Here is a 16,314-nt window from a genome sequence, read left to right as displayed (position 1 = left end):
GCATTTGGGTTAGCACTTGATTATACTATACTTTACCCAACGATCGGAAATATGCTTCATCACCATTTATCGTGCTTGAGTAATTTTAATGCTGCCTGAGGTTGTGCGTGCCTTGATTAATTCCTGGCTTACCCTCGGTGATTCAGGTATATTAACATCTCCAGAAGTGGCCTGGGCATCATAGATACCCTTAAAATCAGGAGCTGTCTGGATGAAGATGTCTCCCGATGTTCCGGAAGCGTTAATGGAAGCTGCATGTGACTGTTCAATATGGATACTGCCCGAAGTGAATTCGGCATCCGCAGCACCGTTTAATTTCGTAATCTCGATATCTCCTGATTGGATCTTGGTGCTTACCTTTCCCACGACCTGTTCTGCAGTAAAGCTTCCTGATGTTTGTTTTACGGTCATATCGCCATTAATCCTCGAAGCTTCAATATCCCCCGAGGTCAATGACAACTCAATATGAGGAACTTTGATTTCTTGTAAACGAATGGAGCCCGATGAGTTTTTCATCTCCAGTGATTGAGCATTTAACCCGGTCAGATCCCAGTCACTTGAGGAGGATTGCAATGTGACATCATTCAAGTGATATTCTTGTGGTAAAGCTACTGTAATTTTAGAATCTTGATCATCCCAATGGAAGGTGAGAAATTGGAAAGGTTCACGCTGGTTCTGTCCTAGCTTGAATGTGCCATTGACGAGCTGTGCTTGTTCGAAACTTTCAATTACCGTGGAATTCCATTTGCCGTCCACTTCGATGTATGCTTGGTCATCCGGGCTGACAACAAATTCGATATCCGCTCCAAAGTTACCATGCATCTGAAGGTTCTGTAGTTCTCCCTGAGAGAAATCCCACCGTTTGGCGTAAGACTCCCGTTTATCTCCGAACTGAAAACCATAGATCGATGTTCCAAGTAAGCCTATTCCAATACAGACGATAGCCAGTGCAATCCACTTTTTCGTACTCATACGGATACATCCCCTTTTATCACTCTTGCATTCCAACGGATATATTGAAGTGTGATGTTTTTAAATGCCCTAAAAACAAATTTAGACGCGATGGCAAATAAAATGCCGATGCCGAACAGACCAATAGCAACAAAAATCTCTGCTTTTTCGAGGTGATTCAGGAACAGATAGTCGACAGCAGCAGCAACAGGAGCCAGAGTCAGTAAGGACATACTTGCTATAGTGAGCCATACTGACCAGAGACTAAGACCAATGGGGATCACAAACATCAGATTAAGGAAGATCAGGCCGGTAGCCACAAAAAAATTCCGAGTTGCCCGATTTCTGCTCTCTGGTGATCGCATCTCTTTGAACATGGTCGCGTAGAAGGGGTCCATAGCAGACATCTCAGCATTCGTACGAGTATCGTACCGTTCACCGAGGGCTTCGCGAGCTATTTCTTCCGGGCGACCAAGCTCTTGTACGATCTCCTCCTCTGATTTGCCTTCACGTAGCCCCATAGTAAAATGCTGATCATAATCCGTGAGCAGTTCGGCCCGTTCCATTTGATCCATCGGATGTAAATACATCTCCATGGCCTGCATAAATTGTTGTCTATTCATCTTGGGTTCCTTCCTCTATCAGATTTGCGACATTGCGCACAAAAGTCTGCCATTCCATCGTTAATGCTGTCATATATTCAAGGCCTTTATCAGACAGGCGATAATATTTGCGCGGTGGTCCCTCAGTGGATTCTTGAAGATAAGTTGAGCAGTACCCATCATTCACTAGTCGGCGAAGTAATGGATATAGTGCGCCTTCAGCTACTTCGATATGTTTGGAGACCGCCTGAGCCAGTTCATAGCCATACCGATCCTGACGATGAATCAAGACCAAAACGCACAGCTCCAGCACTCCTTTTTTGAACTGGATATTCACATTCACACAGGTTCCTCCTCGGTTGTTTCGATGCTCACTAGTATGTATTATTCAGTAGTGTTGAATTCATCATAGCATTCGGTAGTATTTAATGCAAGGTAGTGTTTATAAATCACTTCTACATCAGTATACGTACAAAAAGGATCGGTTACTTCCGTCTGGAGACGGATAACCGATCCGGTCTAAGTGATGAGATGTACGGTATGGTGAGCGTACGTTTCATCAGATGGGGTAGAGGTGTACGTTTGCATTTCAAACTGCTTCCTTGTTTTATGTCGTGCACTTACCCGAAGTTACTGCTGCTGCACATCCAGAACAGGCAAGTCTTCTACAGCAGGGCCTTCGATCACGTGACCTTCATAATTGAAACGAGAGCCATGACACGGGCAGTCCCAGGAACGTTCCCCATTATTCCACTCCACTTCGCATCCCAAGTGGGTGCAGGTGGTGTCCACCAGGAACAGCTTACCACTTGTGTCCTTATAGGCACCGGCCCTTTTACCGTTATGACGCACGACTGCGCCTTCGTCGTTGCCAAGCTCGTTTATATTTTTGTGCACGATACCAACTTTGCCTACGATTAACTCCTTCGCAACATTGACGTTTTCTACGATAAAGTGTTTGAAACCCGGGTCTGCCTTGAATCTTGCCGGATCAAATACTTCTGCGTGCGGGTTAGCTCTTCCGGTAATCCGCTCAGCCAGCAGATGTCCAGCCATCGTGCCTGTGGTCATGCCCCATTTGGCAAAGCCTGTAGCGACATAGACCCGTTCATGCCTTCCGGTAATCGGACCGATGTAGGGCACTTTATCTATGGAAATCAGATCCTGGGCTGACCAGCGAAACGGGATATTACGAATCCCAAACGTCTCGGCTGCATACTTTTCCAGACGCTCGTAGTGACCGAAGGTACAGATGCCTTGTCCGGTTTTATGATTTTCTCCGCCGAACAGAATATGCTCTTTACCATTATGGATAACAGCACGAAGTGAACGGGCAGGATCATCATCGGAGATGTACATGCCGCCTGCATAGGGCTTTTCAGGCTCAACCATCACCGCATAGGAGCGCTCAGCATGAAGTCGCGTAAAGTAAAATCCAGGATCGTATACAGGAAAATGGGAAGCGACAACGATATGCTCTGCCGTCACGAATGAACCATTATAGGTTCTTATTTTCAGAGAGGCTTCTTCTTCCACATCGGTGACCGTTGTATGTTCATACACACGAACCCCTTGCTTTACGGCTGAAGCAAGCAAGTAATGCAGGTAAGCTAACGGGTCGAAACGTGCTTGCCCAGGCATACGAATGCCTGCTCTGGCTGGGACGGGGATCGGGAGCGGGTCTATCCATTCTCCAGGGATACTTAGTTTACCGTAAGCGGTTAACTCGATCTCCAGCTTTTTGATATTGTCCTCGGATTGAATGTAGACATAGGCATCCTCATCGGCCCATTGGCATTCAATCTGCTTTTCCTTGACCAGACTTCGCATCCAGCTCGCTGCATTCGCATTTCCTTCATAGTACATCCGTGCCTGCTCATGTCCGAAGTGATGCATGATTTCATCATAGATGACGCCATGCTGTGCAGATACTTTAGCCGTTGTATGACCAGTTGTGCCGTCCAGTACTTTTCCAGCTTCAAGCAAAACCACACTCAGTCCAGACTGGGCAAGCAAGTAGGCTGTAGTAATACCCGCGATTCCGGCTCCAATAATCGCTACATCAGCCGTTGTATCCTCTGTTAATTTTGGATAAGATTCGAATGTATTCGCGGCACGCCATAAGGATTCGGGAACCGGCGGCAAGTTTGTCTTCAACTGCTCATTGTTATTCATGGATTGGTTTCCTCCTAAATCATGATTACAGCATAATAGGGGACATTCAAAAGCCGAAGTCCCTGTACTTCTAATCAGGATTGCCAGAGTATGCCAGAAAAAAACGAGCACCCGCATATTTTACGCAAGCAAGAGGAATATCTTCTTGGAATGCCCCTCTGTTTTTTTATATCAGAATGTTTTATAGTAAGATTATCGAAACCGTTTTAGATTATTGATTTATTTTTCTTTGTATTTAGATATATCATGTTATATAAAGGTTTTTTTCTTATTTTAGAGGAGTAATTCAGCAATTGTATACCGATTATTAAGAATTAAAATGTATTCGCTATCATAATGAATGAATACTATTTAATAAAAGGAGATTTGATATGACAACTCATCAAACGAAATATCCGTTTCAAGATACGTCCATGGCACTAAATGATCGAGTGAAGGATCTTGTGTCCCGCTTGACGGACGATGAAAAAATTGAATCCATGCTGCAATACCAGCCAGCCGTAGAACGCCTGGGTGTTGCTGCTTACAAACATGGAACGGAAGCTGCTCACGGCCTGGCTTGGCTCGGTGAAGCCACCTCTTTCCCGCAACCTGTAGGACTAGCATGTACGTGGGATACAGACCTGATGAAAGAGATCGGCTCCGTCATCGGAGACGAGGCGCGCGTATTTTACAAACGCAATCCTGCCGTCAACGGTCTTACCCTATGGGCACCAACAGTGGATATGGAACGTGACCCACGTTGGGGACGGAATGAAGAGGCGTATGGCGAGGACCCGGAACTGACCGCAGAACTGACAACGGCATTAGTCAAAGGCATTCAAGGTGACCATCCCAAGTATTACAAGGCTGTAGCGACACTCAAACATTTCCTGGGAAACAACAACGAGGTGGATCGCGGCAGCGGATCATCCAGCATTGATCCGCGCAATATGCGCGAATATTATTTGAAAGCATTCGAGAAGCCTTTTAAAGAGGGTGGAGCGCAGTCGATGATGACAGCGTATAACTCGATCAATGGAACGCCTGCGCTGCTGCATCCTTATGTGAACGAGATTGTTAAAGGCGAATGGGGGATGGATGGATTCATCGTCAGTGACGCGGGCGACGTGATGGGTATCAAGAATGATCATAAATATTATGATTCTCACACACCGGGTACGGTGGAGTCGGTCAAAGCAGGGATTGACAGCATCACCGATGATGCCGAACTGTCCAAGCAAGCGCTTCGTGAAGGGCTGGAGCAGGGGCTCCTGACCATGGAAGATATCGACAAAGCTTTGTTCAATACATTCCGTGTGCGATTCCGTCTAGGTGAATTTGATCCGGCAGAAGGCAATCCGTACGCTGCAATTGGCGAGGAATCCATGATGACGGAGAAAGCCAAGTCGCTGTCTCTCCGGGCGGCAAGAGAGCAAGTGGTACTACTCAAAAACGATAAAGGCAGCCTTCCATTGGACAAAACAAAAGCAGGCCAAGTCGCTGTGATTGGGCAGCTCGGCGGAACGGTCTATCGGGACTGGTATGCTGGCACGATGCCTTACAGCGTCACACCTCTGGAGGCGATTCGTAGCAAAGTGGGTAGTGATCATGTTACCTTCCAAGACGGTGACAATCGCATCACGCTTACATCAGTAGCAAGTGGAAAAAAGATGGGCCTGGTCAGAGCAGAAGGCTCACCTGTGATGGTGGTGAAAGCTTCAGAAGAAGCGGAGACATTTCGGGTGACGGACTGGGGGTTTGGCAGTTACACGTTGCAGGCGGAGAGTAATGGCAAATACCTAACCACGGATGAAGAGTCTGTTACAGCCTCAGCTAATGAAGTGTACGGATGGTTTGTCAAAGAAGTATTTCATCTGTTGCCACAGGCGGATGGTCGTGTGGGACTGACAACATGGAATAATAAAATCGTGACCACACTGAATGATGGRAATGATGAGCTCAAGGTCTCCGAAGAGTTGAAAACGTTTGGTGTAGCTGAGACATTCCAGCAAAATGTCGTAGTTAATGGGATTGATGAAGCCGTTGCTGCTGCCAAAGAAGCAGAGACAGCGATTGTGTTTGTCGGTAACAACCCGCTTGTCAACGGTAAAGAAGAAGTGGACCGTCCAAGCCTTGAACTGGCTGAATCACAGCTTCAACTAGTGCAGGCTGTATATGATGCTAACCCGAATACGGTAGTGGTCATTGTAGGCAGTTATCCATTTACCTGCAACTGGGTTCAGGAGAATATTCCGGCGATCCTCTATACGTCACATGCCGGACAGGAACTGGGGAACGCAGTCGCTGACGTATTGTACGGAGACTATGCACCAGCAGGCCGTCTGAACATGACCTGGGTGCAATCGGAAGATCAACTACCTGATATCCGGGATTATGACATTATCCAAGCGGGCCGCACGTATCAATATTTTGAAGGAAATGTATTATATCCGTTCGGACATGGTCTAACCTATGCTTCATTTAAATACAGCAATCTGGAGGTTAGTCCTGCGCAAGCGGGCAAAGATGACCGCGTGACCATTCGTGTGGATGTGACGAATACCAGTTCAATCGCCAGTGACGAGGTTGTGCAGCTGTATGTGCGTGCAGGTAAGTCCAGAGTGAAACGTCCTCTCAAAACGCTAAAAGCATTCCGCCGCCTGCATATTGAGGCTGGAGCAACAGCGACCGTTCATTTTGACCTGCCAGTTCAGGAACTGGCCATCTGGGATGTTACACGTGACTGCTATGTAGTGGAGGAAGGAATCTATTCGGTTATGGCAGCCAAATCTTCCTTGGATGTGCAGTTAGTCGCAGATCTGAAAGTAGAGGGAGAAACGATTCCTGCACGTGATCTAAGCGTGACTACACGCGCTGAGAATTATGATGCTTATCAGAGTGTGGAGCTGGATGAGTGCAAAGAGGGCGGTGCAGCTGTCCGTGTTATTGGAGAGCAAGGATGGATTGCCTTTAAGGACGCTAACCTTGGCAACGGGGCCAATGCTTTTGTGGCACGTCTATCCTCGGAACAGCAGGGAGGTATGCTGGAAGTGAGATTGGGTGCACCGGATGGTACGATTGCAGGACGTGTAGAACTGGCAAAAGGCAGTGCCCAGCAGTGGTCTACGGTGAGAGCTGAACTGACAGGTGCATCAGGAGTTCAGGATGTCTACCTGTTGTTACCTGCGGGGGTCCGTGTTCGTCATTTCGAGGTTCGTTAACCGTCAGGGTGGTATAGGAGGAGGTTAGGGTTCGGTTAGAAATAAAAGGAGGATGCTAATCTTCACGATTCCTACTCTCAATAAGTATGAGGTCAACCTGTTTTTATGGGTTGGCCTATTTTTGATTTTTATATAATCGCCATTCAAAAACAGTAAATCCATCACGATATATATTATATAGTGTCATATCATTTGCTGAATGCAAAGGTGGAGAGAGGAGTCAATCCGAACTCATTCTTTATCAGGACGGATATGTAAGCTAGAAAAGTAAAGGAAAAGGGGAATCTGCAATGTTACGCTACTTTCGCAATCGAAGTTTAGTTTTCACCAGTTCTGTCCTGATTGCCATCATTTTGTTTGTCATGATCATCCTGATGAGTGTGTTGAATTTCAAACAAAGTCAGCAAGCTTACTACGAAGAAATCAATCAAGTAGGCAAGGCGCTGTCCAATCAGCTTCAGCTCAACCATAAATGGGTAGAACAAGCGAATCAGCAACTGGAGGCTTCACCTAAGCCAACATCTCCCGAACTGACGTCATTGAAAGAACAACTCGATGCGATGACCGGTGTTGCCTCTATCGCAAACGCTTATATATTCAAATCGGATATTATCGAACGTGATGGGAAACAGATCTTAACTGGGCTGCAAGTCAATCAGGCTCTCTATGAAATGGATATGGTCCCCGGTGTCGAATATGAAATTCCAGAAGTAGTTCAAGATACATATGATCATGTATTCCAGAACGGAACCGCTTTTACAGAATCTTACACGGATACTGCAGGGACGTGGGTGACCTATCTAAGCACGATTAAAGATGATACGGGTAAGACGATTGCTATTTTTGGTCTGGATTTGGATGCAGCCCAAGTCAAGCAGGATCAGATGTGGATGTTTTTGTACAGTCTGGGGAGTGGATTTGCCATTGCAGTCATCATGATTCTAGTTATGGTCATTCTGGCTCGCATTGTACTTCGACCATTACAGAAGCTGGCAGACGTATCGAAGCAGGCAGCCGAGGGCAATCTGACAGTCAGCCTGGATGTACGCAATAACAATGAGATCGGCCAAACTGCCAACGCATTTAATCTTATGCTTGGGGGGCTAAAGCAACTGATTACAGGTATTCAGTCCACTTCTGCGAGTGTGACCCGCTCAGCTGCGGATCTGCAGCTGAGTTCAGAACGCACCACTGAAGCTTCACAAGAGATTACTGAATCGATGTTGCAGGTGTCCTCCGGGGCAGAACAGCAACGACAATCTACGAATGAGTGCCAAGAGTCCATAGGTGAGATGGTCATTGGCATTAAACGAATCGCCGACTCATCACAGGTGGTTGCTGAGCTAGCTTCCGATGCAACGGATTTAGCCAGCCGAGGTGAGACAGATATTACAACGATGGTCGATCAGATGCAGAAGATCGAACATAACATGTCCGGTACTGTTGTGGTTCTTCATGATCTTCAACAACTGAACAGCAGTATCGGGGGAATCATGTCTATGATTCGAGATATTGCCGAACAAACGAGCCTGCTTGCACTTAATGCGTCCATTGAGGCAGCTAGAGCAGGGGAGACCGGGAGAGGATTTGCGGTGGTTGCGCAGGAGATTCAGAAGCTTTCGGCTCGCTCCAAAGAGTCTTCTGATCAGATTGACCAAATTTTGCAAGGCATTCTGAATCACACGGAGAAGGCCGTAACCTCCATCGAAGAGTCGGTAGATGTTGCTAAACGGGGTGCCGAGACATCCGTAGTAACAGCAGAAACCTTCCGCCAGATCGTCGAATCTATTCAGAAGGTATCCGGACAAGTCTACGAGGTATCCGCCGCATCCGAGCAAATGTCAGCCAGCAGTGATCAGATTGCTGCTTCCCTGGAACATCTGGGTACCGTGGCCACGGATTCATCCGGCAATGCGAACAAGGCCCGCGCATCTTCAGAAGAACAACTGGCGCTTATGGAAGAGGTATCAAGTCTCTCCCATGAGCTGAGAAGTTTGGCTTACGAACTGAACCAGGTCATCCAAAGGTTCCAGGTATAACCAAGATTCTAAGGATAGTGTATAACGGATATTCTACAACAGATGATAAGCAGGCTCTGAACCCGCGGAAAGCGGCAGAGCCTGTTTTTTTGATGCTCGCAATTATTGCTCATTTTGACCTATAAAAAATGAAAAAATGAAAAAATGAAAAAACATCGTTACATCGCACCAATCTGCAATGTAACGATGTTTCCGGATGTCTGTGTTGCACGCACATCAATCAAACGCTGATTCCGGCTTCCGCGGAAGGGCAGAGACACATCGCGTTCAGCTGCAACGTAACGCCCGTCGATAATCACGTCACATAGCTGTGCAAGCGCTGCTCTCTCCGGGTCGGCGATGAGTTCTTCATATTCGAATCCCGTATAGGCCCATACCGTCAAATCTGGCCTTGCATCCCGAAACTGACGTACCCACCGAGTACATGCTGCTGCTGAGAAAAAGGGGTCACCCCCGCATAACGTCACGCCATCCAGCAGCGGATGGTTCGTGACCTCCTGCAAAATCTGCTGCTGCCGTTCTTCTGTGAAGGGTTCCCCTGCCCGGAAACTCCATGAATCCGGGCTGAAACACCCTGGACATGCGTGACGGCATCCGCTGATGAACAGCACTGCGCGTAGGCCCGTTCCTTCGTTGACCGATTCGGGAATGTAACCAAACAGATTCACCGGTGTTTCACCCGATCCCGCACTTCGGCCTGCTTCGCAGCATTGAAGCGTACCTTGTAATCTCCTGTCAGATAACCGGTTACACGGCGCAAGCGCTGGAAGTGAACCTCATTTTCGTGAACTTCACATCCCGGACAGGTATCACCGATGACCCCTTCATACCCGCATTCAGGACAGCGATCAATTGGATGATTAATCGAGAAGTAACCGATATCCTGTGCCAGTGCGTACTGTACGATGCGCATAAAGGCTGCTGTATTCGCCCGTACATTGCCGTCAAGTTCAACATAAGAGATGGCTCCGGCATTACACAGAGCATGGAATGGAGCCTCCAGTTCAATCTTACGGTAGGCAGGTAGGTTATGATAGACCGGGATATGGAACGAGTTCGTATAATATTCACGTTCATTCACACCAGAGATCGGGCCGTAACGGGCTCGGTCTATTTTGGTGAATTTGCCGGACAAGCCTTCTGCAGGTGTCGCAAATAGCGTGACGTTCAGGTCATACATCTCACTCATCCGATCGCAGAACTCTCTCATCGTGCGAATTACATGCAGTGCTTCTCGATGCACATGCATATCTTGTCCATGATGGCGTCCATACATAGCAGTCATACATTCAGCGAGTCCGATGAATCCAAGTGACAACGTACCGTGTTTCAACAGGTCAGCAACCGGCTCGTCCGGTTCCAGCTTCTCTCCACCTTCCCACACTCCCTCACGCATCATGAAGTCCGATGATTTGGCAGGCTGTTTTTTCTGAATGTTATAACGGTGCAGCAACCCGTCCACGGCATTGTGCATGATTTTATCCAGAGCTGCATAGAATCCTTCCCGATCCGCGACAGCACGATTGTTCTGGCAGATACCGAATCGAATCCCGAGTTTCACCAGATTGACCGTATTGAAGGACAGGTTTCCTTTACCACTTTGCCGATTCCGTCCAAACCGATCCGCTAGGGTACGTGTGCGACAGCCCATGGTAGCAATGATCGTATCTGGGTCTTCCGGGTGATAGTAAGGTAGATTAAACGATGCGTCCACATTGACAAAGTTAGGGTACATCCGCCGTGAAGAACAGGTTACCGCGAGGCGAAACAAGTCATAGTTCGGGTCGCCCTGAGCCTGATTAACTCCTTGCTTGCATTGAAAAATATGCTGTGGAAATACAGGCGTTTCCCCATGTCCAAGCCCACGAATCGTTGCTTCCAGCAGGGAGCGGGACACGAGGCGACCCTCAGCTGATGTACACATGCCATAGTTTAGTGATGTAAAAGGAATCTGCCCGCCTGCCCGGCTGCTCATCGTATTCAAGTTATGTATAAGAGATTCAGCGGCTTGTCCTGTCTCCAGCTCTGTTTCCTCACTTGCATAAGCAAAAGCCCGCGGGCACTGCTGCTTCGCGTCGGCACTGTCCAGATGTAGCTGCTCGTCTGCTAGCGAAGCCTGCTCGTCAAAGAAGCGTTGCCCTTTGCGGAAATGTTTGATGAACGAACGACGTACATAAGGCGCCAAGTCCCAGTCAATTTTGTTGGCAGATACACCGCCATACTGGCTGTTTTGCTGGGATTGGAAGATGATTGCAACCAGAGCCATCGCAGACATGATCGTCTGTGGTGTGCGGACCGATCCATTCCCCGTATTGAAGCCGGAAGCGAGTAATCGATCGAATGGAATGAAGATACAGTTGGTTGTTCCAAGGGCATACTGATCCAGATCATGTACATACAGGTCGCCATTCTCAACAGCATCCGCAAGTGCTACTGGCAAGACATGACGCATGGCATGCCACTTGGCTGTCTCCGATCCAAGCCTGCTCATCTTGCCGCTGAACGAATCTCCATTCAGGTTCGCATTTTCTCTCAGCGTATCAGCGTCTTCTGCGCCAATAATACGTCTTCCCAGGTCAGATAAAAGATCGGTTGCCGGTGGTGCGGCATGCTCAAGCATAGTCATGTAACGTGCCTCCTAAATGATTTTTGAATAGATTATAATTTGATTAATATATGAGTTATATACTACATGTAGTTTTTTATTATCCATTTATAAACTATATGTGGATTTTTGGGTGTGATTATGATCACACCTCCTGTGAGGGAGAAGAGCATCTTCCGAGATTTGGCGCGGGTTTGAGGTTCCCAAAATTCAAACGGAGGGGTATAATTTCTATTTACTCTGCAAGTATAAACTTATAGGTCAGATACCGTGGATCGAAGTATTTGTTCAGATCTGCTCGGTGAGAAAAGAGGTTACAGGCACCAGGATGATTCTCTTGTACTTCTGTGGTGTTAAACATATAAGTATAGTTTGTGACAATCGTTCGGATTCCCCGGCAGATCCTGCATGTGAATCAACATTCTGATCGGTGAACTTAATATAGCAGCTAAGACAAACAAAGAGGGGTTGGACCATGGGGACGGTAGAAGGCATTAACCAAGGCTTCTATGAAAATATTGAAGAAGCAGCGGCCCATATTGTGGACGTATTAAGTGGCATATTAAGAGTGAATACCATCTTCGTAGCCACGAATGACGGAGTGACTAATGTCATTTTGGAAGCCTTCAACCGCAAGGAAGAATTAATTGTCAAAGGGACTGCACTTCCTTTTATGGAATCTTACTGCAGCCTGGTCCTTAGAGAAAATAACAGTGTTGTTACCATTCCGGATACCACCGAGCATTCGGTAACACGATCAATGAATGTCACGGGTGGATTGGGTAATCGATTTTTCGTAGGAGTACCTATTGTACGTAGAACAGGTGAAGCCTTTGGAACGATATGCATAATGGACGATCCAGGGTATAACATCAGTGAAACCGATATGAAGACGCTGAAAGCTATGGCTGTATTTCTGGGATACGTCGTTGACCTGGAGAGTGCGCTGCACGTTCAGGAGCAGAGACTCAGCGATTCAGAACAGTTGCAAGAGAAATTACAGGCTGAGAAGGAACGTGCTGAATCCGAGGCCATGACCAAGACACAGATGCTCAAACTGATGAGTCATGAGATCCGCAATCCACTGAACGGCATTTTGGGATTGACGGATCTGATGCGGACACCCGACATGTCGGAGGAACAAGCTGAGTATGTGAATATGATCGAAACGAGTGGAAACATTTTGCTTTCACTGCTCAACAATATGATGAATTTTAATATTAACGAGGCGGGAAAAACAGTTATTCATGACGATCCCTTCGATCTGGTCAGCACTATTGAGAATACCGTCTATCTCTATGCGGGCGCTGCGRCCAGCAAAAAGGTAGAACTGGGATTACACTTGAATCTGAATGTATCCCAGGTTTTCATTGGCGATGAGATTAAGCTTGGTCAACTGCTGGGCCATGTGATGCAGTATGCAATGGACTCCACCCGGGAAGGTGCCGTACTGGTGACAGCGGAGATGAAGCAAGCGGAGGTAGAGGAGACAAGTCTTCTCTTGCTCCGGATTAGATATACAGGGCAGATGTTATCCGACAACCGTTTACGAACCTCCTTCGTCAAATCCGAACCCATTAGCACGGAGAAGCTAATTGGCAGCAATTTGGGGTTGGCGGTGAGTCAGAACCTTGCCATTCTGATGCATGGTCGTATTCAGGTGAACCGTCCGAATGGGAACGAAACGGAGTTCCAGATTTCCCTGCCACTACGCAGATATTGGGATTTGCCACAGATTACAAGTGTGCAGCAACGTCTAAAAGGCAAAAAGGTGCTGCTCGCCAAAGATCCAGATATTTTGCAGGGTGTATCCACTTTGATGCGGAATTGGGAGATGGATGTGCGTATGACTTCAGGTTCAGCTACCGCATATGAATGGATCAAGGAAGGCTATAAACCTGATGTAGCCGTTGTAGATATGGGCTTGCGTGAAGGCATTACGGTTGATTTTGTCATCGCACTGAAACGGCAGCTTGAAGACTTGCCTGTCATTGTGCTCGTTCCGTACGGGATGCATATGGATATTCAGCAGACCGAGGTGTTTGAAGCCGTGCTGACCAAGCCGGTAAGACAGACCGAGCTTTTGAATGCACTGAGCATTATTTTGCCCTAAAAACGGTCTGGATTGATCAGGGCGAGCAACGAGGCTGGTAGCTCGGATTGCAGCTGGAAAGGCATGCTTCTTATCGAGCTTGGAAGAGACATGCTTCGATTCAGGTTATAACATGTAAATCTATATTGAAATTACATGAGGCACATTACTTCGGGGTGTGCCTTTTTGGCGTGTTTTTCCGGGTGTGGCTACTTAAACGTTTTTCCATTTGTTCAGGTTGGGTTACAATAGGATATGGAACTTAACTTCATCATTTCTACATTCTGAGGAGGACATGCATTCATGGAATATCGCAGGCTGGGTGGAAGCGGACTGAAAGTAAGCGAGATCAGCTTAGGAAGCTGGTTGACGTACGGAGGATATGTGGAGCGTGAAAATGCGGTGAAGTCGATTGAAACGGCATTTGATGAAGGTATTAACTTTTTTGATACTGCTAACGCTTATGAGGGGGGAGCTGCCGAAGTATTGCTGGGTCAAACATTGAAAGCGTACTCACGGAGTTCTTATGTACTCGCAACCAAGGTGTTTAACAAAATGGGTGATGGCCCTAACGACCATGGGTTGTCCCGCAAGCATATTATGGAGCAGTGCGAAGCCAGCTTGAATCGCCTCGGCACCGATTATGTCGATATCTACTATTGCCATCGTTATCATCAGGAGACACCGATTGAGGAGACGCTTCGTGCTCTGGACGATCTGGTGCGTCATGGCAAAGTGCTCTATGTGGGTGTGAGCCAGTGGACAGCGGCCCAAATGGAGGCTGCGCTCGGAACAGCAGACCGTCTGTTGCTGGATCGCATTGTCGTGAATCAACCGGTATATAATATGTTTGATCGGTATATTGAGAGCGAGATCATTCCTTTAGGTGAACGTAAAGGCATCGGACAAGTTGTTTATTCTCCACTTGCACAAGGTTTGCTGACAGGGAAGTATACGTCGGTCTCCGATATTCCGGAGAATAGCCGCGCAGCCAAGCTTGGCTGGGATGAAGGGAAAATCAACGCAGATCGTATCGGCAAAGTACGCCAATTAGTCGAGGTTGCAGACAAGCTGAACCTGAAAGTGGGACAACTGGCACTGGCCTGGATCTTGCGGCAAAATAATGTTTCCAGCGCTCTGGTCGGAGCGAGCCGTCCGGAACAGGTTAAAGAAAATGCTGCAGCTTCTGGAGTTAAGCTGGATACTGCTATTATTGCAGAGATTGAACAAATTCTGGCCTAGGGTGATCACTCGAGGATATGTAAGAGCTGGAACGGGTTTAAGGTATGGAAAAGGGATGTCCTGCTTGCCTTGGTTGAGGCAGAAGGGCATCCCTTTTGTCGGTAAGACGTTCATTTCAAAATGGATCATTATCCACAACCGTGATGTTGCGGGGCGGCAGAGTGCAGACTCTGTTGCGTCCCGTGTTTTTGGCTTCATACAGTGCACGGTCAGCCTGATCAAACAGGTCGTTGTCATCGTGGTCATCACAGTGATCAGGGTAAACGGCTACACCAATGGAGATGGTCAGTTTTACCGTCTGCCCATCAGGAAGTGTAAAAAGAAAACGGCCTACGGCTTTCCGTACAGATTCTGCGATAGCCATCGATTGGTGGTATCCGCAATCGAGCAGTAGAATCGCAAACTCCTCTCCGCCGTTGCGGGAGACGAGATCGGTGGAACGTGCATGTTCTACAAGCAATTGCCCAAGCTGCTTCAATACTGCATCTCCGGCAGAGTGACCATACGTATCATTTACCTTTTTGAAGCGATCAATATCAATAACCAGCAGGGACAGCTTCTGATGATACTGCCTTGCATGCTGAAGCTCTGACTCTAAGGACTGTTCGAACTGACGCCGATTGCTCAGATCGGTCAGATGGTCGGTGGAGGCTCGTCTTTCCAGTAGAAATAACATCTCGTTGGATCTATTAATAAATTCCGCGATAAAATAAATGAAAAGACCGCCAGCAAAGGCGATGGTCATCTGTATCGGATATACTTTCATTAAATTACTTAAGCTGGGCGTGTTCATCAGCAATACAATAAATATCATACTCATACCTAACAGGTTCATGGTGATGATTTTGGTTAATCTGGACCATGAAGCGTACGCAAAGTACACACCAGCTAATCCGAGCAGTGTCATAATGAATGATGCATCAATAGCTGCAGAGGTAATGCCAAACATAACAATACGAAGAATCGCAATGATGATACCGCTGATGACTGAAGCCATCCCGCCAAGATATACTGCTGCAGTTACAACGGCCAAATGCCGAAGATCTACAATGGTAGTGTCATTTATATGGAATGAATAGTTCATAAGCACCGTACCGTATAGACCGAATAAAAAGCCACCGATTATCTGAACGCGCAGCGAGGGAAAAGGTAAACGAATGCTGTAGTATTTGGCGATAATTCCTGAGATGTACAGAAAGGTAATTATCACACAGAGATTGACAAAAAACGTGCTTAACAACCAGCATCCCCCCTTTTACGCACATCACTCTATTTTATCTGAAAATCGGTGTGGTAGCGAACCATATAATCCCAAATGTTTGGAGGGTTTGGTTCTAAATCGCTATAAAATTCCAAAACAGATGCGGATAGGACGTGTTGACTTCGCTATACATTAAGATTTATA

11 protein-coding genes are annotated in these 16,314 nt (G+C 47.1%); 4 read left to right on the top strand and 7 right to left on the bottom strand.

Going from position 1 to position 16,314, the window contains the following annotated elements; genetic code table 11:
- Nucleotides 1–66: 66 nt before the first annotated feature.
- The 4 genes from AB4Z30_RS18435 to AB4Z30_RS18420 form a co-directional block, all read right to left on the bottom strand.
- Nucleotides 67–972, bottom strand: coding sequence for a DUF4097 family beta strand repeat-containing protein (locus AB4Z30_RS18435; RefSeq protein ID WP_441928966.1), 906 nt, complete (start codon nt 970–972; stop codon nt 67–69).
- Nucleotides 969–1,574, bottom strand: a complete 606-nt coding sequence (locus AB4Z30_RS18430; RefSeq protein ID WP_441928964.1) for an HAAS signaling domain-containing protein — start codon at nt 1,572–1,574, stop codon at nt 969–971. Before AB4Z30_RS18430 ends, AB4Z30_RS18435 begins: the two co-directional genes overlap by 4 nt.
- Nucleotides 1,567–1,896 (bottom strand): PadR family transcriptional regulator, encoded by a 330-nt coding sequence (locus AB4Z30_RS18425; RefSeq protein WP_441928962.1) that lies wholly within the window; start codon nt 1,894–1,896, stop codon nt 1,567–1,569. The genes AB4Z30_RS18430 and AB4Z30_RS18425 overlap by 8 nt, the downstream gene beginning before the upstream one ends.
- 287 nt (nt 1,897–2,183) lie before the next feature.
- Nucleotides 2,184–3,728: an FAD-dependent oxidoreductase gene (locus tag AB4Z30_RS18420; protein WP_441928960.1), complete on the bottom strand. Its 1,545-nt coding sequence runs from the start codon at nt 3,726–3,728 to the stop codon at nt 2,184–2,186.
- 371 nt (nt 3,729–4,099) lie between these two features.
- Here AB4Z30_RS18420 and AB4Z30_RS18415 point away from each other — a divergent pair, with 371 nt between their 5' ends.
- Nucleotides 4,100–6,931, top strand: coding sequence for a glycoside hydrolase family 3 C-terminal domain-containing protein (locus AB4Z30_RS18415; RefSeq protein WP_441928958.1), 2,832 nt, complete (start codon nt 4,100–4,102; stop codon nt 6,929–6,931).
- Nucleotides 6,932–7,221: 290 nt separating this feature from the next.
- Complete coding sequence (locus AB4Z30_RS18410) at nt 7,222–8,970, top strand: methyl-accepting chemotaxis protein (protein ID WP_441928956.1); 1,749 nt, start codon at nt 7,222–7,224, stop codon at nt 8,968–8,970.
- Between the two features lie 158 nt (nt 8,971–9,128).
- Here the strand turns inward: AB4Z30_RS18410 and nrdG are convergent, their stop codons facing one another.
- Both nrdG and AB4Z30_RS18400 read right to left on the bottom strand, forming a co-directional pair.
- Nucleotides 9,129–9,638, bottom strand: coding sequence for an anaerobic ribonucleoside-triphosphate reductase activating protein (gene nrdG / locus AB4Z30_RS18405; RefSeq protein ID WP_441928954.1), 510 nt, complete (start codon nt 9,636–9,638; stop codon nt 9,129–9,131).
- A complete protein-coding gene (locus tag AB4Z30_RS18400) occupies nt 9,635–11,596 on the bottom strand; it encodes an anaerobic ribonucleoside triphosphate reductase (RefSeq protein WP_441928952.1) in 1,962 nt (653 codons plus the stop codon). Before AB4Z30_RS18400 ends, nrdG begins: the two co-directional genes overlap by 4 nt.
- Before the next feature lie 454 nt (nt 11,597–12,050).
- Between AB4Z30_RS18400 and AB4Z30_RS18395 the strand changes: the two genes are divergently transcribed.
- Together AB4Z30_RS18395 and AB4Z30_RS18390 are read left to right on the top strand one after the other, a co-directional pair.
- Nucleotides 12,051–13,688, top strand: coding sequence for a histidine kinase dimerization/phospho-acceptor domain-containing protein (locus tag AB4Z30_RS18395; protein WP_441928950.1), 1,638 nt, complete (start codon nt 12,051–12,053; stop codon nt 13,686–13,688).
- A gap of 282 nt (nt 13,689–13,970) precedes the next feature.
- Nucleotides 13,971–14,909: an aldo/keto reductase family protein gene (locus AB4Z30_RS18390; protein ID WP_441928948.1), complete on the top strand. Its 939-nt coding sequence runs from the start codon at nt 13,971–13,973 to the stop codon at nt 14,907–14,909.
- 115 nt (nt 14,910–15,024) lie between these two features.
- Here the strand turns inward: AB4Z30_RS18390 and AB4Z30_RS18385 are convergent, their stop codons facing one another.
- Nucleotides 15,025–16,149, bottom strand: a complete 1,125-nt coding sequence (locus tag AB4Z30_RS18385; RefSeq protein ID WP_441928946.1) for a GGDEF domain-containing protein — start codon at nt 16,147–16,149, stop codon at nt 15,025–15,027.
- Nucleotides 16,150–16,314: the final 165 nt, after the last annotated feature.

Origin of the sequence: Paenibacillus sp. 2TAF8 (assembly GCF_052114825.1) — a bacterium.
Classification (GTDB): domain Bacteria; phylum Bacillota; class Bacilli; order Paenibacillales; family Paenibacillaceae; genus Paenibacillus.
The sequence above is the reverse complement of the archived record's forward strand: the minus strand, read 5'-3'. Positions and strand labels throughout refer to the sequence as shown.